This is a genomic window from Alcaligenes sp. MMA (genome assembly GCF_020907215.1).
Taxonomy (GTDB): Bacteria; Pseudomonadota; Gammaproteobacteria; order Burkholderiales; family Burkholderiaceae_B; genus Alcaligenes; species Alcaligenes aquatilis.
This window is the reverse complement of record NZ_JAJJPP010000002.1, coordinates 332,509-358,253: the sequence shown is the minus strand read 5'-3', so window position 1 is coordinate 358,253 and position 25,745 is coordinate 332,509. Positions and strand designations below refer to the sequence as shown.

Below are 25,745 nucleotides of genomic sequence, written 5' to 3'. Positions count from 1 at the left end.
ATTAACCTCGCGCCGGGAACAAGCCCGAAGGACGGAAAACAAGAACAACAGCCATCAGAACATAGATCGAAATGGCAGCAATCGTAGGACCGACACTGGATGCCACATCCGCCGGGAAGACGTTACGCAGCAACATCGGCAGGAAGGCACGGCCAGCAGTATCAACCATACCCACCAGCAAGGCACCTACAAACGCACCACGAATCGAACCAATGCCGCCGATCACGATGCACACCAGGACCAGGATCAGGATGTCCTCGCCCATACCGATCTGAACCGCTGTAATCGGCCCGAGCAAGGCACCGGCCAGCGCAGCCAAAGCGGCTCCCAGAGTAAATACCCCCAAGAACAGGATAGGCACGCGAACCCCCATCAGGGTCGCCATTTGTCGGTTGGATGCACCTGCCCGCACGAGCACCCCGGCTCGGGTTTTGGTCACGAAGGCATACAGAGCCAGTGCCACCACCAGACCGACCGCAATAATCATCAGACGGAAGGCGGGATAGAGGAAATCAGGCAAGAGTTCGACCGGCCCGGACAACAAGGCAGGCATATTCAACATAACGGGGGTTGGGCCCCAAATCATTTTGACCACATCATTGGCGATCAAAATAACGGCGTAGGTTCCCAATACCTGAGCCAGGTGATCACGAGTGACCAGCTTGCGCAGAATGAGAATTTCCAAGGCAATACCGACCAGGGCTGTCACTGCCACCGCCACCACAATAGCGGCGGTAAAGGACCCTGTACGCTGCATGGTTTCCGCGGCCACATAGGCTCCCGCCATATAGAGGGAGCCGTGGGCCAGGTTCATGATATCCATAATGCCAAAGACCAATGTCAGGCCGGCGGCAATCAGAAACAACATCAAACCAAACTGCAAACCATTCAGCAATTGCTCGCTAATCAGAATGAGCGACATGCTTTTACCACCTGTGAATCTTAATTAAGTTTGCAATCTTTGGCGTAGACATCCTGGTAGGAGTCAAACACCTTGCTGACCATACGGTTTACAAGACGTCCGTCCTGATCCTTGACCACCTCACGTAGGTAGTAAGCCTGAATGGGGAAATTGTTGTTGCCGTAGGTAAAGGGGCCACGAACCGAGTTGTAGTCGGCCGCTTTCAATGCCTTGAGCACCGCTTCGCGGTCAGACACCTTGCCATCGACCTGTTTGACGGCGGCGTCGATCGCCAAAATCACGTCATAAGCCTGGGCGGCGTAAACCGAGGGGTATCGGCCGTCGTAGGCTTTGCGAAACTCCTCAACAAAGGTCTTGTTGGCCGGAATATCCAGATCTGGTGACCACTGGGCGGTATTGAGCATGCCCAGAATAGGCTCGCCCACGGCGGGGATAATGTCTTCATCACCCGAGAAGGCCGGACCCAGCAAGACCACATCCTTGTTCAGGCCTGCGGCCACGAACTGTTTGATGAAGTTGATGCCCATGGCACCGGGCAGGAAAAAGAACACGGCCTGAGGCTTGGCAGCACGGATTTGTGCCAATTCAGCCGAGTAATCGATCTGGCCCAGCTTGGTGTAGAGCTCATTGTCAACGGGTTTGCCATAACCTCGTTTGAAGCCGTTCAAGTGGTCTTTGCCGGCTGGATAATCAGGGGCAATGATGAACATTTTTTCGTAATTGCGATCCGCCGCCACTTTACCGGCAGCCTCGTCAAAGGCGTCGTTCTGGTAGGACACGCCAAAGAAGTACGGATTACAACCAGCGCCGGCCAGTTGGCTGGGGCCCGGGTTGCTGGTCAGATAAGGTACTTTGGCCGAGAACAAGGCGGGAGCCACTGCCAGGGCGACGTTGGAGCCGACAGGGCCAGTAAAGAAGTCGATCTTGTCGCGTTGAACGAAACGATTGACCAATTGGCGGGCCTGATCCGGATTACCGGCCATATCCTGTGCAATGAACTCGGCAGGAAAGCCGCCCAGCTTGCCATCCAATTGCTTGATGGCCAGATTGAAGCCATCGCGAACCTCGCCCCCAACAGCCGCAAACGGACCGGATGTATCCATTGCCATCCCCACTTTGATGGTATCGGCATGAGCCAGAGAACCACCAAAAGCCGCAGCCAACGCCACGGTCAATGCAATACGTTTCATGTTATCTCCTTGCGCCACCGCGCTTATAGGCTGTCTTTCTTTAAGATGCACAGCAGATCGAAACACCAATTCAACTATGCCAACCATTCATTTATAAATAGTTTAGTTATCAAACAATTTTGCTGACAAGCTGTGGTTTTTACCTACACCCCTTCAATGTTCAGGTCATTCGACAAGAAACAGAGCACCGTACCAACTCCCTGTACGGATAAGCACTATAACGACTGTAGAGATAGCCGTTTATGCACGTTTTCCTTGATTTTGTTAACAATATTGCGCCAGACCCGCTGCTACACTGACGGCTTGCGTCATTATTGGAGATCCCATGCGTATTTCCCATTCTCTGTGTCGCCTTGTCCTTGGCAGCGCCCTGCTCGTTCCCGTCCTGAGCCATGCACAGTCCTCGGAATCCGTGTATCTGGCTGATCTGGCCAAGTCCAACAAGCAAGTGGCCCAGCAATATCAAAGCCTGATGCAGGACATTGCCAAACGCGCCAGCTGGGTAAAAGAATTTGGTACGGCTTCACCGGGTGAGACCGTTTCCCTGGATGGACGCCATTACCAGGTCTTCCAGGGCTGCAAGCCTCATGACTGCACCAGCTCCAGCTACGTTGTCCTGCTGGATGCACAAGCGCAGACCCTCTCCTACGGCGCTTTTGTCGAAAACAAGGAATCGGGCCCAGGTTGGGCCAGCAGCCAGATTCAATGGCTGGGAAATCCCGAGCTTGATCAAATCCGTTTGATGTCGCCTGCCCTGTTCTAAAGCAAACAGCACTTGACCTTGCCCCCGTGGCAAGCCTTAAGCTGGCTCCATTGTTTTTATCCAAGGAGCCAGCTATGTCCACCTTCTCCGTACCCGACATGACCTGCGGCCACTGTGTACGCAGCATCACCGAAGCCATTCAGGCTGTCGCCCCTCAAGCCACCGTCAGCACGGATCTGGAAAAACACCAGGTTACTGTTCAAGGTCTGGATGGCGCGCAAGCCCTGAAAGTGATTGAAGAAGCGGGTTACACCCCCAGCGCCCTGTAAGCATGCCGCGCCTTTCATGGCGTCAATGCTGCAGAGCGGAAAAGGCCGGTTGTTACCGGCCTTTTTCTATCGCGGACTTGGCGGGCACGAGCCTACCGGCAATGGCTGCACGCCTCTGAGACAATACCGGTCAGGCCTGCCAATATTGGCCGCAAGAATCGGAGTGCTTGCGATGAAAGACCAGCGTATTCTGGCTTCGTAATGAATGATGTCAGGACATATGCCTCATGACTAAAAAGCGTGCTTACGAAACCGAGGATCAGCGCTGGGCAGCCGTGCAAGCGCGGGACTGCGCCGCCGACGGCCAGTTCGTCTATGCGGTACGCACCACAGGCGTGTACTGCCAACCCAGCTCGACAACACGGCTTCCCAAGCGCGAAAACGTCGAGTTTTTTGATTCGGCCCAGGCTGCGGAAGCAGCGGGCTACCGTTACAGTCGTCGCGTCCGTGGCGACCAAACCAGTGCCGCAGCCGAACGAGCCGCGATCGTGGCGCGCGCCTGCCGCCTGATCGAAACGTCGGAAACACCCCCTTCGCTGGAGCAACTGGCCACCGCAGTAGGTAAGAGCCCCTTTCATTTCCACCGACTGTTCAAAGCGGAAACCGGCCTGACGCCCAAGGCATACAGCTCGGCCTATCGCGCTCGCAGACTGCGCGAAGAACTGAGCAGCCCCAACGCCTCCATCACGAACGCAATCTACGACAGCGGATTCAACTCCAACAGCCGCTTTTATGAAACCTCTGGACAGTTGTTGGGCATGCGCGCGCGCGAGTACCGGGCCGGTGGTGCCGGTGCGCTTATCCGTTTCGCGGTGGGCCAGTGTTCGCTGGGAGCCATTCTGGTCGCCCAGAGCCAACGCGGCATCTGCGCCATCCTGCTAGGCGAGGACCCCGAACAACTGGTGCGCAATCTGCAAGACCAGTTTCCCAAAGCCGAGCTTATCGGCAGCGACGGGGATTTCGAGCAATTGATCGCCCAGGTCGTGGGCTTTATCGAAACCCCTTCCATTGGTTTGCACCTGCCGCTGGATGTACAGGGCACGGCCTTCCAGGAGCGTGTCTGGCGTGCCTTATGCGAGATCCCACCCGGCACCACCGTCAGCTACACCGAGATCGCCGAACGCATCGGCGCTCCCAAAGCGGTGCGCGCTGTGGCGCAGGCCTGCGCCAACAATCACATAGCCGTCGCCATCCCATGCCATCGCGTCGTGCGGCGCAATGGCGACCTGGCCGGCTACCGCTGGGGTATAGACCGTAAACGTGAACTACTGCGTCGTGAAGTACAAGACTGATAGTCGGCTGCCTGCCCCATCATCAATAACGGGTTTTGAAGGCAAGAAACGGAGTTCCCCGTCAGGCCAGGATACATACGATATGAGCTCCCAATAGAAATACAGGAGATTTCACTCATGGCTTTGCTTGATGGAAAGGTTGCCCTTGTTACCGGAGCATCCTCTGGTATTGGACGCGCCATCGCATTGATGTTTGCTGAACAGGGAGCGGCACTTGTTCTTACGGCAAGGCGCAGCGCTCTGCTTGAGGCCGTCGCCAAGGAGATCCGACAACAGGGTGGCCGCGCTGAGTTTGTGGCGGGGGACATTACACGGGCTCAAACCCATGAGCAGTTGATCGACACCGCGACCAGCAAATTTGGCGGTCTGGATATTGCAATCAATAACGCCGGTATTGTCGGTGCCCTCAAGCCGCTGGCTGAGATGACGCTGGAAGAATGGCAAGCCACACTGGACACCAATCTTGGAGCAGCCTTTTTGGGTGCGCGTAGCCAGATTCCGGCCATGCTCAAGCGCGGTGGCGGTTCGATTGTTTTCACATCGAGCTTTGTAGGCACCAGTGTTGGCCTGCCCGGCATGAGCGCCTATGGAGCCGCTAAGGCGGCACTCATGGGATTGGTCAAAGGCATCACTGCAGACTATGCGGCCAACGGCTTACGAGCCAATGCCCTTTTACCGGGCGGAACCGATACAGACATCGCCGGAGACCAGAGCACCAAAGAATGGGCGGCTGGGCTGCACGCCATGAAACGAATCGCCAAACCTGAAGAAATTGCATCTGCTGCGCTTTTTCTTGCCAGCCCCATGTCCAGTTTTGTTACCGGCTCCGCCCTGTTTGCGGATGGCGGCAATGCGGCCGTGAAATGACAAGGCGGTGCTTCCTGACAACAGAGGAAGCACCGCACGGATTTCAGGTAGCCGAAGGCTTAGCCCAACTGCCCTAAAACCGGGAACGTCTTGAGCACCCAGATAGCAAAACGCGCCAGTTCACCTGTGGCCATAGCCCAGCCCATCACAATCAAAACCAGACCCGCACCCCAGCGCACATAACGCCCGATCTTCCTGATTTGCGTCATGCGTTGCAAAAATGGGGTCACAAAGCAGGCGGCCAGGATAAAAGGGACGCCCAGGCCCAAGGCGTAAACGGACAGCAGAATACTGGCTTTGCCTGCGCTGGCCGTGCTGGCCCCCATCATCAGAATGCCAGCCAGAATCGGGCCGATACACGGCGTCCAGCCAAAGCCGAAGGCTAGGCCCATCACCGTTGCACCGCCAGGACCCGCCGCCTTGCCGGACTCAAAGCGATAGTAGCGTTGCAGGCTCATGGGCATGCGCAGTACACCCATCACACTCAAACCTGCTAGCGCTACCATGACGCCCGCCGCCACATTCAGCTCATAACGGTAGGCCATCAACAACTGGCCCAGATACGACAGGCTGGCCCCCAAGGCGATGAACACCAGCGAAAAACCGGCGACAAAGCAAACGCTGCGCCCCAGTAGCTGGCTACGTTTGACCTGCGTATACACCTGTCCGTCCCCAGCCAGATAGGACAAATAGCCGGGGACCAGTGGCAAAACGCAGGGGGATAGAAACGAAGCCATCCCCGCCAAAAACGCCGTTGTCAGAGCGATCAAGCCCAAATCCAAAGACACTATTTCCATATCAAGGGGCCGTAGCAGGTTCCGCTGCAGGCGTGGCCGGCATACGCATACGTTCGCGCGCCAGTTGCAAGCCTTGATTCACTACCTTGGCGGTTTCCGAATCTGGCGGGAACTGCGCCAACAAACGCTGCCAATAATCGATCGCTGCCGGGTATTGCTCGTTATGCAAGGCAGCCGCTCCAGCCAGCATCAAACCCAAAGGTTCTTCGGGGTACAGATCCAGCGACCGCTTGACCAGGCGGCCTGGCAAGCCATCCAAGGTGTCGATACCTGCCAACAGCATGGACTCGGCATACTCGGCAAGCGCAGCCGGATCTCCGTCCACGACCGGCATGGCTTTGGCATAAGCTTCTGCCGCTTGCTGGTGACGGCCATAATAGCGATGCGAACGGGCCATCATCAACCAGGCACCAGGATCATCCGGATTGTCTTTGAGACGCTGCTCCAGACGGGCCACCATGGCCTCAATATCCACGGGCTGGGCGTTGGCCTGCTGCTGCACGGCAGCCGGGTCCAGCATCACCGGATTACCCAGATAAAAATACAAGGCGATGGCGGCAAGCGGAATACTCAGCATCAAGGTCCAAGCCAGCCTGGGTGCACCGGTTTGTTGCACTGCTTCCGTTTTCAGGCCCTCGTTCTCCTCCAGTACACGTTGGCGCAAATCCATCTGCGCCTGCTCGAAATCCTGAGCAGACAACACACCCGCCTGCTTGTCTCGCTCAATCTCTTTGAGCTGCTCGCGCAAAATCGCCAGATTGGCCTGTTTGTGTTCCACCACTCGCTGCAAGGCCGGTTTGCGCTTGACGCTTAACATCAAATACAGCGCACACACCAAGACCAGCAGTGCGGCCACGATATAAAAAACAATAGTCACGATTGTTCATCCCGAGAAGAACCTTGCAAAAGCGCATCGGCTTGACGACGCTGCTCATCGGTCAGGGCCGTGTCATCACCGGCACGGTGTCGACGGCGCAAGGTAAAGGCATAAACCAGAAAACCGATCAACAGCAACAGGGCAGGCCCCAACCAAAGCATCACCGTGCTGGCTTTGAAAGGCGGGCGATACAAGATGAAATCACCGTAGCGGTCCACCATGTATGTACGGATTTGATCCGGGGTACGGCCCTGGCCCAGCTGTTCCATGATCTGATGGCGCAAATCCACGGCCAACTCGGCACGCGACGCCGCAATAGACTCGTTCTGACACACCAGACAACGCAGCTCAGCCGCGATTTCCAGCATCACCGACTCCTGCGCACCTTGCACCCCCGACTGGGCTTGGGCAGACGGTAGAAAAAGCCACACACTGGCAACCAGTGCCGCCATCCATTGACGCATCATCATGGCTGCTGCTCCAAACGACGAATTAAGGGCAACAAGGTTTCCTCCATGGACTCACGCGACACGGGGCCTATGTGCTTGAAGCGCACAATGCCCTGCTTGTCGATCACAAAGGTTTCCGGCACACCATACACACCGAAATCAATGCCCACACGCCCGTCCCGATCCATAACGGAAACCTCGTAAGAGTTGCCATTGCGCAGCAACCACTCACGGCTTTCCTCGGGTACATCCTTGTAGTTCAGACCCACAACCGGCACCTTGTGCTTGGTGGACAGCTCCTTGATAAAAGGATGCTCTGTCAAACACGGATAGCACCAGGAGGCCCACACGTTCAACAGCCAGACGCGGCCTTTCATTTGCTCCCCCGAAAAACTGGCTTCAGGCTTGTGCAATTGAGGCAGGCTGAACGCCGGGGCCGGTTTATCGACCAAGGGCGAAGGCACCTCGCTGGGTTTCAAGGTCAAACCAATACCCAGAAACACCAACAACAGCACAAAGCCGATCAAAGGGACGGTAAAACGGTTCATGCCTGCACCTGCTTGTGCGTATTCATGGCCTTGTTCTGTACAGCGGTACGAGTTTGCTTGACACGATAGCGTCGATCACTGATCGCCAGTGCGCCACCCAAGGCCATCAGCAAACAACCCAGCCAGATAAAGTCCACCAGCGGTTTGTAGTACAGACGTACACTCCAGACGCCTTGGTCATACTTATCGCCCAGCGCCACGTAAATATGACGCAAGCCATTGGTATTGATCGCCGATTCCGTCATGGGCAAGGCCGAGGACAGGTAAGTGCGATTTTCCGGGTACAAGGTAGCGACCACCTTGCCGTCCCGCAACAGCTCCACCGTGCCACGCTCGGCGGAGTAATTCGGACCGGGCACAATATGTACGCCTTGGAAACGTGCGTCATACGCGCCGACCTGCGCGGTCTGTCCAGGCTGCAACAGAACGTCGGTTTCTGTTTCGTAATGACTGACCATGGTCACGCCCAGAACAAAAACCGCCACCCCCATATGCGCCAGATGCTGTCCCAGCCAGCTACGTGGTTGCGAGAACACGCCTGAACGCGTGGCGCGCACACGCTTGACCACATCGAACAAGCTGCCCAGCACGATCCACACGGCCAATCCCGCCCCCAAGGCGGCAGTGCCCTGCCATTGCCCATACAGCAACGGAATAGCGGCACCCAACACGACGCTGAACACAATCACCAAGGCCAGTTGGCGCACCAGATCCAGAACGTTGGCTCGTTTCCAGTTCGCCAGCACACCAAAGACAATCAAGACCAAAGCCGGGATCATCAAAGGGACAAACACCTTATTGAAATAAGGCGGGCCTACCGAGATTTTGCCCAGGCCCAAGGAATCCATGATCAGCGGGTACAAGGTTCCTAGCAAGACTGTACCTGTCACCACCACCAGCAAAACATTATTGACCAGCAGCAAGGATTCACGCGACACCACGGCAAACTGCCCGCCTGCCCCGACACGCGGTGCGCGCCAGGCAAACAGAATCAGGGAGCTACCAACAATGACGGCAAACAGACTCAGAATGAACACACCACGGGCCGGGTCTGTCGCAAACGCATGCACCGACGTCAGCACACCGGAGCGCACCAGGAAGGCGCCCAAGATGGACAAGGAGAAGGTGCTGATTGCCAGCAATACGGTCCAGTTCTTGAAGCTGCCACGTTTCTCCGTGACCGCCAAAGAGTGAATCAAGGCAGTACCCGCCAACCAGGGCACAAAGGAGGAGTTCTCCACCGGATCCCAGAACCACCAGCCGCCCCACCCCAGCTCGTAATAGGCCCACCAGCTACCGACCGCAATCCCCAAGGTCAGGAACAACCAGGCCGAGGTTGTCCAGGGACGCGACCAACGTGCCCAACTGGCATCCAGACGGCCTGCCAGCAAAGCAGCAATCGCAAAGGCAAAGGCCACCGAAAAACCCACATAGCCCATATACAGCAAGGGCGGGTGAATAATCAGACCAATATCCTGCAAGAGCGTGTTCAGGTCCAAACCTTCAGCCGGCACCGGGAACATGCGCTCAAAGGGGTTGGAACTGAGCAGGACAAACAGCAGGAAACCGGCGGTGATCAGCCCCAATACACCCAGCACCCGAGCCAGCATGGCTTCAGGCAAGGAGCGCGAGTAAACACTGACGGCAAAAGCCCAGCCTGTTTGCATGAACATCCACAGCAAGAGCGAGCCTTCGTGCCCTCCCCATACTGCGGCAATGCGGTAGAACAAAGGCAGCTTGGTGCTGGAGTTCTGCGCCACATAGGCAACAGAAAAATCAAAGCTGACAAAGGACCAGGCCAGACACAGCAAGCTGAACGCCACCAGACCGAATTGCCAGCGCGCTGCCGGGCGCGCAAAGGCCATCCAGGCCAGATTGCCGCGCCAGGCCCCGTACAAGGACACAATGCCTTGAGCCAGCGCCAGCACAAAGGTAAGAATCAGGGCAAAGTGCCCAAGCTCCGGGATCATGGCTGGGCTCCTTGTTTGGCACGCTCGGCCTGCTCCATGGCATGCATGGCCTCAGGCGGCATGTAGTTTTCATCGTGCTTGGCCAGCACTTCTTCCGCTACAAAATGGCCCTGCTCGTTCAGGCGGCCTTGGGCCACCACGCCTTTCCCCTCTTGAAACAGATCCGGCAAAATTCCGGTATAGCTAACGGGCACCTGGGCCGCACCGTCTGTCACCACAAAATTCACAGCCATACCTTGGGCTCCACCACGGCGAATACTGTCCATCTGCACAATGCCGCCCACCCGGAAAGTCCGGTTTTCAGGGCTTTGCCCCTGGCTAACCTCAGTAGGGGTGAAAAAGAACACCAGACTGCTTTGAAAGGCGTTCAGGACCAAAGCCGTTGCCGCTCCCAGTACCACTAAAGCGCCCAGAATCAGGGCAAGACGATTCTGTCGCTTAGTCATGACGCTGCTCTCCCAGGGCGCGCTCATCACGCACCCGTTGCCAGGCGCGTGCCCGTCCTGCCCGTACGCTGAGCACTTCGCCCAGCAACAATACGGTACAGGCCAGCACCGAGCCCCATACGTACACGGCGTAGCCGCCCATAGCGAAAAAATCGCCCACACTCGACCAATGCATCATCAGCCCTCCGTCAAGTTGCGAACCCAGGCGGTATGCGCCTCACGTTCAAGAATCAAATTGCGCACCCGATACAGTGCGATGGCAATGCTGTAGCACCACATGGCCAGACTCATCAGCAACATGCCCGTCAGCATGACGGTCGCCATGGAAGGCGAGCTGGTCAGCGATACCGAAGCCCCCTGATGCAAGGTGTTCCACCATTGCACCGAGAAATAGATAACGGGCACATTGACCACCCCGACCAAGGCCAGAATGGAGGCGGCTTTATCCGCGCGGCGCGGGTCGTCGATCGCCCCGCGCAAACCCATGAAACCCATATACAGAAACAGCAGCAACAATTCGGACGTCAGACGGGCATCCCAGACCCACCAGGCGCCCCACATAGGCTTGCCCCACAGCGCACCAGTCACCAAGGACAAAACCGTACAGATCGCCCCGGTCGGTGCCAGTGCAGCGGCCATCATGGCTGCCGTACGGCTATTGAAAACCAGGCTGATCAAGGACCAGAAACCCATGGCCAGGTAAATCAGCATGGACATCCAGGACACCGGTACATGCAGAAAAATAATGCGGTAACCCTCGCCTTGCTGGAAATCCGTCGGGGCCAGGAAAAAGCCCACATAAGCCCCTGCCACGAACAGCAACAGGGCCAATGCAGCGGCCCACGGCACAATGCGTCCGGCCAGGACATAAAAGTTTTGAGGGGCGGCGTAACGATACAAAAAGTTCATGGAATTTACTCAAGAGCAAGGCGCAACGCCGCTGCCGTAGCAAGTGGCGCAAAGAACAAAGCCAACAGTAAAAAAGCGGCCAGAACGGACAGATGCGCTTGTGCACCCAACCCGGCCTGAACCGCTTGCACCGCCCCCGCCCCAAAGACCAGAACGGGAACGTAAAAGGGCAAAATCAATAGAGCCAGCAAGACACCTGCTGAACGCAAACCCAGCACCAAGGCCGCGCCAATCGCCCCCAACAAGGTCAGGACGGGCAGCCCCAGCGCCAGGGACACCATCAACACACCCAGACTGGACGTAGGCAGACTGAATTGCAGCCCCAGAATGGGAGCCAACAACAGCAACGGCACGCCAGTCAAAAAGGTATGCGCCAACACCTTGCCCAAAACCCAGAGGCTAAGCGGCAAATGGGAAAACAGAACCTGCTCCAACGCGCCGTCCTGCTCGTCCTGTTCAAACAGGCGGCTTAATGACAGCAGCGTGGCCAGCAAGGCCGACACCCACAGCACACCCGGGGCCATCTTGGACAACAAGGCCGCATCTGCTCCCACGCCCAAAGGGAACAGGCTGCACACCACCAGAAAGAAAACCAGGGGAATCAGCACATCGCCGGGCCGACGCATCGCCAAGCGCCACTCGCGCTTCATCAAGGCTAAAAAGAGATTCAACATGCCTGCCCCAGATCCAGGTGCTGCACCTCCAAATCCCAGGGCAAGGTCTGGTGACTGGTCAGAATGACAGCGCCCTGTTTGTGCAAATGCTGTGCAATCAACTCGCCCAGAAACTTCTGACCGGCACTATCCAGCGCGGTCAGTTGCTCGTCCAGAATCCATAAGGGACGGTTGCTGAGCGCCAGACGCACCAAAAACACACGGCGGCGTTGCCCTGCCGACAACTGCCTTACCGGCACTCGACGGTAAGCCAGCAAACTGCCTGCCAGCAGCGCCTGATCACAGGCGTCCCGCTCCAAAGGAACACGATCCTGCATAAGCAGGCTATCCAGGTTTTCTTGCACCGATAAGCTGCCATTCAAGCCGGGGGCATGGCCGCCGTACACAAGCTGTTGCCGGTAATCGCTATCGTTGCTTTGCACAGGTCGGTCGCGCCAGATCAGTTGGCCTTCATCGGCCTGGGCGATATTGGCCAAGATACGCAGCAAGCTGGTTTTGCCGCTACCATTGGGCCCACTGACCAAACAGCATTGGCCAGCTTCAAGCCTTAGGCTCAGCTCGGAGAACACACGACGCTGGCCCCGTTTACAGGTCAGCGAAACAGCGTCAAGCACAGCACCTCCTTATCAAGAAAGCAGACAGAGCGAAGCCGCCCATCGAAAAAGGCGGCTTGCTTAGCTCGCTAAGTAATGACGAGCCTCTTTCAAGACAGGGGATACCTGACTTAGTTCCGCAATAACCGTCAGAAACTCAAGCTTATTGATCTAGGCCAATCCTGACCCGAGTTGCCATTTTTGCTAATATGCCGCCATAGCACTTTCTTCACGTGATTGATCATGAATACTTCAATTAATCTGGTTCCCCAGCCGCTAAGCCCAGAGGCGTTTGAGCCTTATGGCTGGATGTTAGGGAAAGGCTTGGCTACTGCACCTGCGACGGCTGCTTTCAGCAATGCCGCCACAGACTTTTGGCACGAACATGCGTTTGACACAGGTCAAAACAAGCAGACCGAAGTGTTATGGGTGAATTACCGTATTCAGGATCCCACCATCACAACCCTGGAAAATCACCTGCTGACGCAACAGGCACTGATCCCGCTGACTGGCGAAGTGATCCATATCGTGGCCGAAAGCACAGCCGAAGGCGGCCCGGATTTATCCACCCTGCAAGCCTTCCGCATTGCTCAAGGGCAAGGTGTGTGCATGCGGCCCGGTTGCTGGCACAGCAGCCGTGTTGCCCAGGGTGAAGTGACCTGTTTGATGTTGACACGCATGTCAACCACAGTCGATCTGGTCGCCCATTTGAACGAGGGCAAACCGGCTGTAGAAAGCGAGCTGCGCCCTCTGGAGCAAAGTGTGCTGGTGTCGCTATAAGGTGCCTGCAGTAGCGCATCACAATCGCTCTGTCCGACACCTACTTTAAAACGTCGATGCCGCGCCGTATTTCAGCGCCAGCTCAATAAAGGCGCGCATGGCAGCGGACTGGTAAGCGCCCTTGCGCTGCATCAAAATAGCCCGCCGTTGTGGCGGGGCCGGTTCCAGACTCACCGCCACCAAATACTCGCTATTGCTGGCAATCGCAGCAGGCAGCAAGGTCGCCAGACCCGTGCGCCGCACCACCTCGATCACGGCATTGAGCGAGTTCGACTCCATCGATACCTTCAAGTCCAGATCATGTTGTCGGCAATAACGTTCGATCTGTTCACGTGTGGCAAATTCCGGCGTTAGCAACACCAAGGACTCACGCGTCAAGGTGTCTCTATCAATGCTGCGTCGCTCGGCCAAAGGGTGGGTACGACTCATGACCAACGCCAAGGTCTCCACCAATAATGGCTGGAACTCCACCGCAGTTGACGTGGGCTTTTCAAAAGCAATACCAATATCCAACTCGTCCTCGACCAGTTGCGTTTCCACGCGCTCCTGCAACATTTCCTGCACCACCAGGCGCACATTGGGATAGCGCCGGTAAAAGGCCTCCACCAAAGGGCCAATCAGGTAAGAAGTAAACGTCGGTGCCACCGCCACACGCAAGGAGCCTCGACTCAAGTCACTGACATCATGCAAGGCCCGCCGTCCTTCTTCCAGATCCTGCAAGGCTTGGCGGGCATAACGCAGATAGACCTCACCCGCATCCGTTAAACGCACCAGCCGCCCAGTACGATCAAACAGTTGCACGCCCAGATGTTCCTCCAACTGACGCACCTGTTGTGACAAGGCCGGCTGAGACACGTGCAAGGCACGCGCAGCGCGGGTAAAGCTTTGATACTGGGCAACCGCCAGAAAGTAATTAAGATGGCGCAAAAGCATACAGGGCCTTTCTATAAGTAAACCCAATGGAAAGCATCAGAATTCGGTATTTTACCTTATGACCATGAAGCGTTAATCTTCTATCCAAGCCGAACTACAAGGACAAGGATGAAAGACATTATCGACGGTTTCCTGAAATTCCAACGGGAAGCCTATCCCAAGCGCGCCAAGCTCTTCAAAAATCTGGCCACACAACAAAACCCCCGCGCTTTGTTTATCTCTTGCTCCGATAGCCGTCTGGTCCCAGAGCTGGTGACACAACGTGAACCCGGTGATCTATTCGTGATTCGTAACGCTGGCAACATCGTTCCCTCCTACGGCCCGGAACCCGGTGGGGTGACCGCCTCGGTGGAATACGCCGTGTCCGCCCTGCGCGTGTCCGATATCGTGATCTGTGGTCACTCGGACTGTGGCGCCATGACCGCGATTGCTTCCTGTCAGTGCCTGGACCACATGCCTGCCGTGGAGCACTGGCTGCGTTATGCCGACTCGGCACGTCTGGTCAATGAAGCCCGCACCCACGCCAACGAGCAGGAACGTATTGCTTCCATGGTGCGTGAAAACGTGGTGGCCCAACTGGCCAATATCCAGACCCACCCTTCGGTGCGTCTGGCCATGTCCGAAGGCCGCTTGACCTTGCATGGCTGGGTCTACGACATTGAGTCGGGCACCATCGACGCCTATGACGGTGGCAGCATGAAGTTTGTGTCCTTGGCAGACAACCCGGATGTGTGTGTTGCGCCCTTAAGACGCGGCTAAGCCCTCCCAGGTTTGAATAGAAAACGCCATGCTTTTGCATGGCGTTTTTAATTGCTCCTTGCCAGCCTTTTAGCCAAGCGCAGCACACTATGGCTACATGTTGATCAGCCCAACAAGGAGTCCAAGGACTGATTCAGCATTTCCAAAGGGGTCCCAACCGCAGGTAGCGGCGTCACTTCTCGACCATCCACAAACAATAAGGTCGGATAGGATTGCACGCCCAAGGCTCGCGCCAACGCGAAGTCCGCCAAGGCTTGCTCCCGACCTGAACCGTCAGTCAAATGGCGTCGAACCATCTCCACATCCAGACCACCAGCAGCGGCAATCCCCAGGCAGACCTCCTGATCCGACAAGCTGCGTCCGTTCACATAGAAGGCCTGCTGTAACTCGTGTACCCAATGAATGGCCCGCTCCGAGTCTTGCGCACGCAACACAGCCAAGGCAGTTGCCGCATCCAGAGAGTCCATAACCGTAGTCCCTTCCTCTGCCAAAGCTTGATAAGCAGCCCCAAACCTCGCCCCTGTCATTTGCGTGATGCGCTTGTTGGACTCGGAAATATAAGGGTAGCGGGACATGGGAGCAGCCCGATCACCCACGAACAAGCCCCCTGAAACAGCGGTAAACGGTATCCGGTGCTTGTTGGCCACCTCGAACTCGACCATGCGTTCGGCAAAACCCCAGCACCAACCGCAATACACATCCTGCACATACACAATCGAGCGAGCAGGCAAATTGAACGTGTTCATGGCATTCCTTCAAAATGGTGTGGCTTCCCGGAATGGGAGAGAAAAGGCACTCCTGATCCTGGCCTCCAGACATGAAACGACGCAGAGGATGAAAAGCCGAGAACTCCACTTTATTGAATAAACGTCAGGAAATAAACTTCGTTTCCTGCTGGGTGGCCGTCTCGCGCGGCTCGTTATTTCAAGCGACCTACAGCAACAAAGCCCTCACCGCGCTGAAACCGGTAAGACAAGATCCCCAAACCGTAAGACAAGCCCAGGCTTCTGAACCCAAACCAGCTCCTGTGATGAGATGACACGACTTTCAATGCTCTCTTGAGAGCCCGGCCGGCTTTACCTTCCCGGCAAAATCCTTTTATAGTGTGGCTTCGACTCATTCCCCCTGAGGTATTCGTCTAATGCGCCACTAATGCCGCCGTCCCCTAGACGGCCAGTCTCCACCCACCCCCATCACGCAGGGGGAGTTCTTGGCATTAATGCAAGCATCTCGTATGACGAATCCTTATCTGACGCTGGAAGGCGTCTCCTATACCTTGCCGCAAGGCAAGACTCTGTTTTCCCAACTGAACGAAACCTTCGACTCGCGGCGCACAGGCCTGGTCGGACGCAATGGCGTGGGCAAAACCATTCTGGCTCAAATCCTGGCTGGGCAACTCCAACCCAGCAGCGGCCATTGCCTGCGATCGGGAAAAGTCCATTATCTGGCGCAGCAAGTGGCGTCCGTCAGTGGCTTGCGCGTCGCTGATCTGGCGGGCGTAGGCCCAACCCTGGACGCACTGGCCCGGATTGAAGCTGGCAGTAGTGCCGTGGAAGACTTCAATCTGATCGAAGACCGTTGGGATATTCGGCAGCAATTGCAAGAAGCGCTGGAGCGCAATGGTTTAGGGCATCTCAATGCCGAGACACCTGCCGAAACGTTAAGCGGCGGCCAGGCTATGCGAGTATCGCTGATCAATGCCTTGCTGTCTCAGGCCGATTTCCTGATTCTGGATGAACCCAGCAACCACCTGGATCGCAACAACCGGCTTGCCTTGATCGAGCAATTACGACACTGGCCCCACGGCCTGCTGCTCATCAGCCATGACCGCCAACTGCTGGACACAATGGAGCGCATTGTGGAGCTATCTTCCCTGGGGCTGCGTAGCTATGGCGGCAATTACAGCCACTACGCCGAACAGAAAGCCCTGGAACAGCAAAGCGCCATGAACCAACTGGAGCACCGCAAGCTGGAACGTCAGCGCGCGCAAAGCACCATGCAAGAGCAACGCCAACGGCAAGAGCGTAGACAGGCACGCGGGAATCAACAAGGCAAGCAAGCCAATCAGGCCAAAATCCTGCTGGACAGGCAAAAGGGCCGCAGTGAAGCCACCACCGGCAAACTGCACCAGCAACACGTGACGGCTCAAAAGCAGTTAGCACAACGCATACAGGAAGCCGCCGAATTGATTGAGCAGGACAGCACCATCAATCTGCACGCCCTACCCTTGATGCCGCTGACCCGTCAGCGCGTTGTGGAACTGGATGAGGTGAAACTCCCCTATGTCCCGGCCGACCAAACCCCAGTCACGCTGCTACTAAGCGGCCAGCAACGGGTAGGTGTCATAGGCCCGAACGGCTGCGGGAAATCCACGCTGCTCAAGGTCATTGCAGGCCAAGTGGAACCGCTTGCTGGACACTGCAAAGTCGTGCCACAACATGTTTATCTGGATCAGGGCTTGGCCGATCTGGATCCACAGCAAACCGTGCTGGAGCAGATACAGGCCGTCAACCGCAAAAGCAGCGAGGGTGACTTACGCATGCGTCTGGCACAACTGGGACTAGACGCCCAAAAAGTCACCGGCCCCAGCGGGACCTTGAGCGGTGGCGAGCGGCTAAAAGCCGCTCTGGCCTGCGTGCTGTACGCTGATCCCCCACCACAACTGCTGCTTCTGGATGAACCTAGCAACCACCTGGACCTGCCGTCCACCTTGGCCCTGGAAACCATGTTGAACAGCTACCAGGGCACGCTGATGGTGGTTTCGCACGACGATGCCTTCATGAACAATCTTGGACTGACGGAACGGCTGGAATTTAGTGAGGAAGGTTGGAGCTTGCGGCCTTGGTAGCAAGTACAAACACCAGTGACTCGCCCCCGTTATCTATCATTAACTAGCCACCTGTCTCGTTCAAGTCAGAGACAAAATGAAGTACTGGTGAACTTACGCCATCCGACCAAGATCTCACCGCCTGAAAAAACTCAACCCTTATGCACTGGCCTCACACAGACACACCGACCATTTCGCAAGACAAGCAATAAATTGACCACCCTGCCTGTATAAAGTCTGAGCTGAATTCTCTCCAGGCTGCCTTGTCTATATGACCCCCAAAGAAAAGAAGCATACGTACAAGGTGCGACATCCGTACTTTAATTCGCCAATTAAACGTGCTTATGGCACGACCAAAATGTACGGATAGATCAAGATCTATCTGGATTACTCAAACGTAAACTCTTCCAACACGCAAACGTCATTCTCCATACTAGTCACAACATCACCATCAGAAAACGTACCCATAAAATCGTACTCACAGGCGCCCGTGCCATCATCAACATTCACGATCATGGATTGACCAGACCTCAATGGCTGGCCTGCAATAATATTTTCTTCCCAATCCCCAACCTTCGAACGCGAAGCGTGGAACTCCACCAAGGTAACACCCGACTTGTTAACGAGTTTTACGCGCCGGTCCGCTGCCGAAGCTGTCGTAGGCAACACGCTACCACCCAACACAACAACAGAAAGCAAAAATGAGCTGACTTTAAACATAGTAGATCCGTAATTGAATATAAATAGACCATCAAATGGGAACGCTGAGTCATAGAACCACCTCACGACCCAGCAATTTAGTTAATGTCCAGATATTACGGTGCTGACATTTTTTGCCATATCCCTGAAACCCGGTAATTTGCAATCCCCACTGCAAGATTTCAGCTTTGCTCATGTCCAAAGCGTATTAATACTCTTAGAATGCCAGGACACTAAGAGATGTGGATTCCACCCTCCCCTCTTCTACAGCCACCACTCCGATTTCAGGCATGAGCGATTCTTTATTCCTTCCCGTTGATATTGCCCTGCCGGTCCCTGTCCTGGTCGTCGAGGATGAGCCGTTGCTGCAGCGGCGTTTACAAGACATTTTGCTGCAACTCGGCTACCCACAAGACGCCTTACTATTTGCGGGTTCATTGGCACAAGCCAGGGACTGCCTAGATATGGGCCCTGTCGCTCTAGCCCTAGTCGACTTGATGCTGCCCGATGGCAACGGACTAAGCCTGATAGAAGCGATGCGCAAAGATGACCCAGGACTGGGGATACTGGTTATCTCGGCCTGGAGCACGGAAGAATCCATCTTGAGCGCGTTGCGTGCAGGGGCTACCGGTTATGTTTTGAAGGAACGGGATGATATTGAGGTAGCTATGTCAATACGCAGTGTGCTGCGGGGTGGTGCCCCGATCGATCCATTTATTGCGCGACGCATCCTCGAGCTATTGCCAACCCTCCCTACCACCATCAGCGCCCCCCAAGAAGAGCGACTGAGTGACCGTGAACGACAAATACTACTTCTGGTGGCTGATGGCCTGACCAATAGGGAAATAGCCGAACGGTTGTTTCTATCGCACCACACGGTAGAAAGCCACGTCAAACGGATTTATCGCAAATTGGCAGTTTCCTCACGAACGCTGGCCATCAAGACTGCACGGGCACGTGGGGTCATTCCATGAGCCTGCGCGCTGGAGCGCACTTACTGTATTTATTGCTAATCACACTGAGCCTCTGGGGTAAGCCCGCCTTAGGAAATCCAAATTGCATCCCCAACAGCCTCTTAATCAGCGCGGCTCCTGAAACCAATAAGCTCGCAGTCAAACCAGATACCGGGTGGACGACTATTACCCTGCCTGATCTGTGGACAACACGCTGGCCAAGGCATGAAGGAGCTGTCTGGTATCAACTCACCTGGGCTACAAATTGCCCTTTTGAGGAACTACTCCGCACCCCCATTGGCGTAAGTGTGGACGGCATCAGCATGGCCGGAGAAATTTACATTAACTCCACCTTACTCTGGCGAGATCGATCACTTACCGAACCTCTATCCATGAGTTGGAATATGCCCCGCTGGTGGACACTGCCTGCCCCTGCCTTACTGGCCGGAGAAAACACCATCTGGATACGTACTTCCGGCCCCGCCACCTTGTCACCAGGCCTGGGGAGAGTCAAGATCGGTTTGGCCACCGATATTCAACAAACGCACACTCAAAGTGTCTGGCGTCAACGCTTGATTTACTACATCACCCTGGGCCTATCCAGTGCACTGGGCTGCGTGTTCTTTGCTGTCTGGTGCTTGCGCCGTAGCGAACGGGCCTACGGCTGGTACGCTGTCATGTCCTTATGTTGGGTAGTCTATCTGTCTACTATTCTGGCTCTGTCTCCTTGGCCATTTAACTCAACACTCTGGTACTCCCGCGCCAACAATATCAGCTTTCAACTTTATGTATTGAGCTTTTGCCTGTTCACATGGCGCTTCACCGGACAAACACTGCCACGCATAGAACGCATCCTCTGGTTATGTAACGCCTTGGGTATACTGATCTCGCTTTTCGCCCCCCGTCCGCTAGTTGAACTGGTTTGGCTAACGTCTGCCCTGATCTTTCTAGCTACGTGTGTGCACTGCCAAATCATCGCCTGGCGCAACCCACAGCCTCAGCACCTGTTATTGGCCGCATGTTGGCTCATTTTCCTTATCGTCGGCATTCACGACTTAATACGTCTGTTGGGAGGCTGGCAAGCCCATCAAATGTGGGGGGCCATAGCGGGTCTCATGGCCACTTTAGTCATGGCATCCCTGCTAGGAGCACGTCTAGTTCTATACATGCAACGTATTGAATCGTTCAATACTGAACTGGAGCAAGGTATCGCCCTTGCTCGCCAGAGTCTGAAAGACGTTTTGGAGCGAGAACATGCGCAGGCCATCCGACACGCCACACTCCGTGAACGCCTGGACATCGTGCATGATCTGCACGACGGCCTAGGTGGTAGTCTGGTGCGCAGTATGGCCTTTGTTGAACAGTCGTCCGTAGCACTGTCTAACGAACGTATGCTCTCTTTGCTAAAAACCTTGCGGGACGACTTGCGTCAGGTCATTGACCACGGCTCCAGCGCTGGGGCCAATGCTCCGACCTCCCCCATTCAATGGGCTGCTCCGTTACGCCATCGCTTCACGCGATTATTCGAGCAATTGAATATTCAGTCCACTTGGCAACTGGATCAACATTGGAAAACACAGCCTAGCACCCTGATATGTCTGGCCCTGACTCGTTTGATCGAAGAAGCGTTGGCCAACGTTATTAAACACAGCGCCGCCCGATCAGTCACTATTGTCTGCTCTCAAGCCGACACAGACTCACTACATATACGTATTCAGGATGATGGCATTGGATTTAACGTGGACTCCGTACTCAATGCCGGACTCAGTGTAGGCATGCGGAGCATGGCTGCTCGCGCTCAGCGTCTGGGGGGAAGTTTCAATATTGAATCAAACTCACAGGGAACCCTGGTTTTCCTCAGTATCAATCTAAACACACCTACAAGCTGAAGCGGGGGCTCTTGAACACCAATACCCCCACTCCAGCCTTACTCTATTGCCTCGGCACAGGTCAGACGTTGAACAAGAAGTTCTGCACGCCGCCATCTTTGACGCCTGCGGTGAAGTAGGTTTGCAGACCCAGCAGGCTGTAGGCGGCGCGGATAACACTGGAGACGACTACCCTGGTAGCGATGAAAAAACATGGGTGACTCGTCCCCGTCATCTTGACTGCGAACACTGAGGGCGGTGGATCCGAGGGCCGAATTCAGCAGCAATTGCCCACTGACAACAAGGTCTTGAAGCTATTGTGCTTAGCGAATTGAAATATCACGATCAAACTCACTGCCTCTATGCGAGAAACCTGACGCTTTCCAAAGCATCAAAGCCGCGTGATTTTTGACGCACCCTTACAAAGCCTGCTTAAGGCTCCCAAGTAGTTCCCGCGCCAAACGTTCTGCTTCCTCTCCCCTTGTGTCACAGCGATCCGCCACCTGACCGACATAAGCCAGACGCGCATACTCCAAAGTCTAGGCTGACTCCGTAGACAGCTTCTCGTACAAGGACTCTGCGCCTACTGGCAAACCCCAAAGCTCCTAACGCGTCGCTGAATAGGAAACCGGACGCATCGGCCCTTTATAAAGCCCAAAGGCCAGACCCGCAATAATGGCGCTGATAGACAGGGCCTCCACAAAGCTAACCTGCTCGCCCAGTATCAGCATGGAACTACCCAGCCCAAACACCGGGATCAACAAAGACAAAGGCGCCACCGTGGAAACCGGGTACAGCTTGAGCAAGGAATTCCAGCCCCAGTAAGAAAAATGCGTTGCCAGATAGACCTGAAACAGAATCGACATCACCGACATCAGGTTGATCGCCTCTGGCAAGGTGGTGAAAGGCTCGGCCCCATGCAGCCAGTACGAGACGATAAATAGCGGGATAGGCGGGAACAAGCTGGCCCACACCATGAACGAGAAAATCTCCTTCACACCAGAGAGCTTGATGATCACATTCCCGATACTCCAGGACACGGCACTGAGCACGACCAGCACCAGCCCAAAGGTGGCATCCCCACCACCTTGCGACAAGAGGATCCCCACCAGCCCCACAAACGCGATCACGGCTCCCAGCAACTGCGTGGCTCGCAAGCGCTCCTTGAACAGCAAGGCGCCCCAGCCCATGGTAAAGAAGGCGCTAAGCTGAATCAGCAGCGAGGCCACGCCCGGATGGACACCCACCTCAATGCCATAGTTGATAATCCCCCACATGCCCAGACCAAAGATAAAGCCATAAATGACGACATAGCGGAATGGAATATTCGGCTTGGGGATAAAGAACACCAACGGCAAAGCCGCCAAGGTAAAGCGTATCCCCGTCAGCAGAAAAGGCTCCATGGATAGCAGCCCTAGCTTGGTGATCGGGAAATTCACTCCCCAAACCAGCGTGACCAAAATGGCAAGAATCAGGTGTTTTTTTTGCATGTCCGACAGCTCCAGACAAGACCGGGGGTTCGAATCCCCCGGCCTGCTTCACTAGTTGATTGAAAACCGCTTCTGCATCAAGCAAAGCCCCGCGATTTCCATCAACAAGTGATCGGCAGACAAGCGCTGCTCGCTGGAAAGCGAGGGGATTTTCTTCAGGAAATTTCTGACTCGACCGGCATCAAAAAAGGGCACACGATTCAAAAGATCGCTATGCAAGGTGTCGCTGACAAATTGATGTAGTCGGGACTGAGGCGCCAAGCTAGCTGGCGGCGCACGAAAGTACTGCTTTTTGCGCCCGTAGATTTCAGCAGGCAGATAAGGCCGCATTGCTTCACGCAACGCGTACTTCTCCGTCTTGCCGCGCACCTTCATGGGTACAGCCAGGCTGCACGCATATTCCACGACTCGGTGATCGAGCAAGGGCGGCCGCCCTTCCAGGCTGCCTGCCATCTCCATACGGTCACCTAGCGAAGTCAGCACCAGATTGGGCAGACTGGATTTGGCGACCATATACAAGGCGCGATTCACGGGCGACCAAGCCGCAAAGGAATGCGGTTTAAGGCGGTTGTAGAACTGACCGTAAGGATCGCGATACGCGTTTCTGTCCATAAAGCCGGTGCTGTACAGACTAGCCAAAGGATCAAAAATCCCTGCCTGTCCGTCCAGCCAGGAAACCTTGTGCCCCAACTCGCGGTTCACCCAGGCAGTTCCCACTTCCTGGCTGTCCAGATAACGGCTGGAACCAGCACCCATCTGCTGCAAGAGCTCGGAGACCACGGCCTGATCCTGCCCCTGGTTGTCGTACAAGACCATGTCCCGACGGCTATAGGGATAACCGGCAAAGACCTCGTCGGCCCCTTCCCCCGTAATCACCGCCCGCATGCCATTGTTTTGCACGAATTTGCACAGCAAGTACTTGCCTACGCTGTGTGCATTGGTGAACGGCACTTCAGCATGCCAGAGAGCATGTTCATAATTGTCTGCAAGGTCGTTGGAGCTGACGCTAAGTACATTCATGTGCGCCTGATTATGCTGGGCGGCAATCTCGGCAAAATGGCGCTCGTCATAGCCCTCTTCCCCTTCAAAGGAAAGGTGGAACGCCTGCAACTGCTGACCTTGCAATTGAGTACACATGCCCAGCATGGCCGAAGAATCCAGACCACCACTCAGACACACCCCGATGGGTACATCCGCATGCAGACGCAGCTTGACGGACTCCTCAATCACCGCGCGCAAACCTTCAATTTGCTCTTGCTCAGAGCGGGCTTCCATGGCCTTGGCAGAATCCGGGAAACTCCAATCCCAATAGCTCTCGGTCTGGACTCCGCTTTGATCCACAATCAGCCAGGAGCCTGGTCGCACGCTACGGATTTTCTGAAACACCGTACGATCGCGCAAAATGAAGTAGCGATTCGCGTACGAGTCCTCATCCCACTGGGCAGGAACGCCGGCTGCCAGCAAGGCCTTGATCTCGGACCCAAAGTACCAGCGACCATTGTGCTCGGCGTAGTACAAGGGTTTGACACCGATCCGGTCCCGAATCGCAATCAGTTGACGACGTGCGCGATCATACAAAAGAATCGAGAACTCGCCACGCAGCTCTTTAAGAGCGCGCACGCCATGACGCCGGTACAAATGCAGCGCAATTTCACTGTCCGAAGACGTCTTGAAGCAGCAGCCGCTCTCTTCCAGCTCTTTGCGAATGCGCTTGTAGTCATAAAACTCACCATTCACCATCAGGACCAGGTCGCCCTCGTCTGCAACGATAGGCTGGGTACCATTTCCCAACCCCACCAAGCCAAGTCGTACATAACCAAAACCCACTTGCCCCATGGGATCAAACCAGGTGCTGGAACTATCTGGCCCGCGATGATGGATTTCACGCAGTGCCTGATCAAACATATTTCTAGGCAAGTCCGTAGGGACTGCAGAGAACATCCCGACATAACCACACATACAGATCTCCCTTACTGCTCATTTGTTTTTGATGCCAAGTCATAGCAATTGCTTGATTGGCGATTTAGTTGAGAAACTTCTGCTTCTTGTCGATGCCGGGTTTAGCTCACCTTGTTCTTTTTCTTGTCCAAAAAGTCAGCCAGCCTGGTGCTGGTTTCCGGATCAGACTGAACAACGGCGGCAATCAAGGCCTCGGTCAGCAAGCCGTCTTGCTGACTTTGATCGGTAATACGCGGCAATACATGAGTGATGGCGTAATTCGTCATGGGCAGATTGGAGGCAATCGTCTTGGCCAGCTCCTTGGCCTTGCTCAAGGCTTCACCAACAGGAGTCAGGTATTGAGCAATACCTCTGGCAAGGCTTTCCTCGGCATAAACGCTACGTCCCGTCAGCATCATGTCTGTCATCAAACTCAAACCCGCCAGACGCGGCAGACGCACGGAGCCACCCACACCGACGTAAAGACCACGCATCCCTTCAGGCAAAGAAAAAAATGCGGTTTCATCGACCACGCGGATATGGCAGGCCGTGGCAATTTCCAGACCGCCACCAATGGCGGCACCCGACATCGCGGCTACCACGGGCACCTTGCCGTACTGGATCAACTCAAAGGTGTCGTGCCATTCGCGAAAGAAGTGCACGCAATCAATCACCGACTGATTACGCACTTCACCCAAATCCAGGCCAGCACAAAAATGCTTGCTGGTGCTGTAGAGCACGGCGGCCCCAATCTCGCTACCTATAGTGGAAAAAACCCGCCGCAATTCATGCATCACTGCCAAGGACATGGCGTTGCGTTTTTCTGGTCGGTTCAAGCCCACCAGCAGCACCGCGCCTTCCCGTTGCACCGTTAAATACTCAAAATCCTCCATTCCCTCTTATCCCCAAGTAATTGATGTTTGCTGATCTTA

Annotated in this window: 28 protein-coding genes; 9 read left to right on the top strand and 19 right to left on the bottom strand. The window is 55.4% G+C overall.

The features are described from left to right. Position 1: 1 nt before the first annotated feature. Both LNA76_RS10150 and LNA76_RS10145 read right to left on the bottom strand, forming a co-directional pair. Positions 2-922: a branched-chain amino acid ABC transporter permease gene (locus tag LNA76_RS10150; protein WP_094195639.1), complete on the bottom strand. Its 921-nt coding sequence runs from the start codon at positions 920-922 to the stop codon at positions 2-4. A 20-nt stretch (positions 923-942) separates the two neighbouring features. Continuing rightward, the gene (locus LNA76_RS10145; protein WP_094195638.1) at positions 943-2,112 is read right to left on the bottom strand and encodes an ABC transporter substrate-binding protein; all 1,170 of its coding nucleotides are present in this window, start codon (positions 2,110-2,112) and stop codon (positions 943-945) included. A gap of 325 nt (positions 2,113-2,437) precedes the next feature. Between LNA76_RS10145 and LNA76_RS10140 the strand changes: the two genes are divergently transcribed. From LNA76_RS10140 to LNA76_RS10125, 4 genes are all read left to right on the top strand, one after another. Next, entirely contained in the window at positions 2,438-2,875 is a 438-nt protein-coding gene (locus LNA76_RS10140) for an Ivy family c-type lysozyme inhibitor (protein ID WP_230019018.1), read from the top strand. Between the two features lie 74 nt (positions 2,876-2,949). Then, positions 2,950-3,144, top strand: a complete 195-nt coding sequence (locus LNA76_RS10135) for a heavy-metal-associated domain-containing protein (RefSeq protein ID WP_022983238.1) — start codon at positions 2,950-2,952, stop codon at positions 3,142-3,144. A 227-nt stretch (positions 3,145-3,371) separates the two neighbouring features. Next, positions 3,372-4,436: a bifunctional DNA-binding transcriptional regulator/O6-methylguanine-DNA methyltransferase Ada gene (gene ada, locus LNA76_RS10130; RefSeq protein ID WP_108728100.1), complete on the top strand. Its 1,065-nt coding sequence runs from the start codon at positions 3,372-3,374 to the stop codon at positions 4,434-4,436. A 117-nt stretch (positions 4,437-4,553) separates the two neighbouring features. After that, on the top strand, positions 4,554-5,303 hold the full coding sequence (locus LNA76_RS10125) for an SDR family oxidoreductase (protein WP_230019017.1): 750 nt from the start codon (positions 4,554-4,556) through the stop codon (positions 5,301-5,303). A 59-nt stretch (positions 5,304-5,362) separates the two neighbouring features. Here the strand turns inward: LNA76_RS10125 and LNA76_RS10120 are convergent, their stop codons facing one another. The 10 genes from LNA76_RS10120 to ccmA are packed head-to-tail and all read right to left on the bottom strand — an operon-like array spanning position 5,363 to position 12,587. Beyond that, positions 5,363-6,100: a cytochrome c biogenesis CcdA family protein gene (locus LNA76_RS10120; RefSeq protein ID WP_094195634.1), complete on the bottom strand. Its 738-nt coding sequence runs from the start codon at positions 6,098-6,100 to the stop codon at positions 5,363-5,365. A gap of 1 nt (position 6,101) precedes the next feature. Beyond that, positions 6,102-6,977, bottom strand: a complete 876-nt coding sequence (ccmI, locus tag LNA76_RS10115) for a c-type cytochrome biogenesis protein CcmI (protein ID WP_094195633.1) — start codon at positions 6,975-6,977, stop codon at positions 6,102-6,104. Further along, positions 6,974-7,447, bottom strand: coding sequence for a cytochrome c-type biogenesis protein (locus LNA76_RS10110; RefSeq protein WP_094195632.1), 474 nt, complete (start codon positions 7,445-7,447; stop codon positions 6,974-6,976). The genes ccmI and LNA76_RS10110 overlap by 4 nt, the downstream gene beginning before the upstream one ends. Continuing rightward, positions 7,444-7,974, bottom strand: coding sequence for a DsbE family thiol:disulfide interchange protein (locus LNA76_RS10105; RefSeq protein WP_094195631.1), 531 nt, complete (start codon positions 7,972-7,974; stop codon positions 7,444-7,446). Before LNA76_RS10105 ends, LNA76_RS10110 begins: the two co-directional genes overlap by 4 nt. Beyond that, positions 7,971-9,944 (bottom strand): heme lyase CcmF/NrfE family subunit, encoded by a 1,974-nt coding sequence (locus LNA76_RS10100; RefSeq protein WP_230019016.1) that lies wholly within the window; start codon positions 9,942-9,944, stop codon positions 7,971-7,973. Before LNA76_RS10100 ends, LNA76_RS10105 begins: the two co-directional genes overlap by 4 nt. Continuing rightward, complete coding sequence (ccmE, locus tag LNA76_RS10095; protein ID WP_094195629.1) at positions 9,941-10,390, bottom strand: cytochrome c maturation protein CcmE; 450 nt, start codon at positions 10,388-10,390, stop codon at positions 9,941-9,943. Before ccmE ends, LNA76_RS10100 begins: the two co-directional genes overlap by 4 nt. Then, on the bottom strand, positions 10,383-10,568 hold the full coding sequence (gene ccmD / locus LNA76_RS10090) for a heme exporter protein CcmD (RefSeq protein WP_230019015.1): 186 nt from the start codon (positions 10,566-10,568) through the stop codon (positions 10,383-10,385). The genes ccmE and ccmD overlap by 8 nt, the downstream gene beginning before the upstream one ends. Continuing rightward, positions 10,568-11,299 carry a heme ABC transporter permease CcmC gene (ccmC, locus tag LNA76_RS10085; RefSeq protein WP_094195628.1) on the bottom strand — a complete coding sequence of 244 codons (732 nt, stop codon included), beginning with the start codon at positions 11,297-11,299 and terminating at the stop codon, positions 10,568-10,570. Before ccmC ends, ccmD begins: the two co-directional genes overlap by 1 nt. Before the next feature lie 5 nt (positions 11,300-11,304). Next, positions 11,305-11,973: a heme exporter protein CcmB gene (gene ccmB, locus LNA76_RS10080; protein ID WP_094195627.1), complete on the bottom strand. Its 669-nt coding sequence runs from the start codon at positions 11,971-11,973 to the stop codon at positions 11,305-11,307. Then, on the bottom strand, positions 11,967-12,587 hold the full coding sequence (gene ccmA, locus LNA76_RS10075; RefSeq protein WP_230019014.1) for a cytochrome c biogenesis heme-transporting ATPase CcmA: 621 nt from the start codon (positions 12,585-12,587) through the stop codon (positions 11,967-11,969). The genes ccmB and ccmA overlap by 7 nt, the downstream gene beginning before the upstream one ends. A 222-nt stretch (positions 12,588-12,809) precedes the next feature. Between ccmA and LNA76_RS10070 the strand changes: the two genes are divergently transcribed. Beyond that, on the top strand, positions 12,810-13,346 hold the full coding sequence (locus tag LNA76_RS10070) for an ureidoglycolate lyase (protein ID WP_094195625.1): 537 nt from the start codon (positions 12,810-12,812) through the stop codon (positions 13,344-13,346). Between the two features lie 45 nt (positions 13,347-13,391). Here the strand turns inward: LNA76_RS10070 and cynR are convergent, their stop codons facing one another. Beyond that, a complete protein-coding gene (gene cynR, locus LNA76_RS10065; RefSeq protein WP_094195624.1) occupies positions 13,392-14,279 on the bottom strand; it encodes a transcriptional regulator CynR in 888 nt (295 codons plus the stop codon). Positions 14,280-14,387: 108 nt separating this feature from the next. On the opposite strand from cynR, the gene LNA76_RS10060 reads away from it, so the two are divergent. Continuing rightward, a complete protein-coding gene (locus LNA76_RS10060) occupies positions 14,388-15,038 on the top strand; it encodes a carbonic anhydrase (protein ID WP_094195623.1) in 651 nt (216 codons plus the stop codon). A 104-nt stretch (positions 15,039-15,142) separates the two neighbouring features. Here LNA76_RS10060 and LNA76_RS10055 read toward each other — a convergent pair whose 3' ends face one another. Next, entirely contained in the window at positions 15,143-15,784 is a 642-nt protein-coding gene (locus LNA76_RS10055) for a DsbA family protein (RefSeq protein WP_094195622.1), read from the bottom strand. A 488-nt stretch (positions 15,785-16,272) separates the two neighbouring features. Between LNA76_RS10055 and LNA76_RS10050 the strand changes: the two genes are divergently transcribed. Beyond that, the gene (locus LNA76_RS10050) at positions 16,273-17,886 is read left to right on the top strand and encodes an ABC-F family ATP-binding cassette domain-containing protein (protein WP_230019013.1); all 1,614 of its coding nucleotides are present in this window, start codon (positions 16,273-16,275) and stop codon (positions 17,884-17,886) included. A gap of 366 nt (positions 17,887-18,252) precedes the next feature. Here the strand turns inward: LNA76_RS10050 and LNA76_RS10045 are convergent, their stop codons facing one another. Next, positions 18,253-18,585: a hypothetical protein gene (locus LNA76_RS10045; protein ID WP_108728107.1), complete on the bottom strand. Its 333-nt coding sequence runs from the start codon at positions 18,583-18,585 to the stop codon at positions 18,253-18,255. Between the two features lie 269 nt (positions 18,586-18,854). Between LNA76_RS10045 and LNA76_RS10040 the strand changes: the two genes are divergently transcribed. Continuing rightward, the gene (locus LNA76_RS10040; RefSeq protein ID WP_108728108.1) at positions 18,855-19,538 is read left to right on the top strand and encodes a LuxR C-terminal-related transcriptional regulator; all 684 of its coding nucleotides are present in this window, start codon (positions 18,855-18,857) and stop codon (positions 19,536-19,538) included. Between the two features lie 371 nt (positions 19,539-19,909). After that, positions 19,910-21,406: a sensor histidine kinase gene (locus LNA76_RS10035; protein ID WP_230019012.1), complete on the top strand. Its 1,497-nt coding sequence runs from the start codon at positions 19,910-19,912 to the stop codon at positions 21,404-21,406. Positions 21,407-21,467: 61 nt separating this feature from the next. On the opposite strand, the gene LNA76_RS10030 is transcribed toward LNA76_RS10035, so the two are convergent. The 4 genes from LNA76_RS10030 to LNA76_RS10015 form a co-directional block, all read right to left on the bottom strand. Next, positions 21,468-21,620: a hypothetical protein gene (locus tag LNA76_RS10030; protein WP_162988100.1), complete on the bottom strand. Its 153-nt coding sequence runs from the start codon at positions 21,618-21,620 to the stop codon at positions 21,468-21,470. A gap of 370 nt (positions 21,621-21,990) precedes the next feature. After that, positions 21,991-22,875 carry an EamA family transporter gene (locus tag LNA76_RS10025; protein ID WP_125277086.1) on the bottom strand — a complete coding sequence of 295 codons (885 nt, stop codon included), beginning with the start codon at positions 22,873-22,875 and terminating at the stop codon, positions 21,991-21,993. Between the two features lie 51 nt (positions 22,876-22,926). Beyond that, positions 22,927-24,834, bottom strand: coding sequence for an asparagine synthase (glutamine-hydrolyzing) (gene asnB / locus LNA76_RS10020; RefSeq protein ID WP_268253688.1), 1,908 nt, complete (start codon positions 24,832-24,834; stop codon positions 22,927-22,929). A gap of 101 nt (positions 24,835-24,935) precedes the next feature. Beyond that, positions 24,936-25,706: a crotonase/enoyl-CoA hydratase family protein gene (locus tag LNA76_RS10015; RefSeq protein ID WP_125277088.1), complete on the bottom strand. Its 771-nt coding sequence runs from the start codon at positions 25,704-25,706 to the stop codon at positions 24,936-24,938. Between the last annotated feature and the right edge of the window lie 39 nt (positions 25,707-25,745).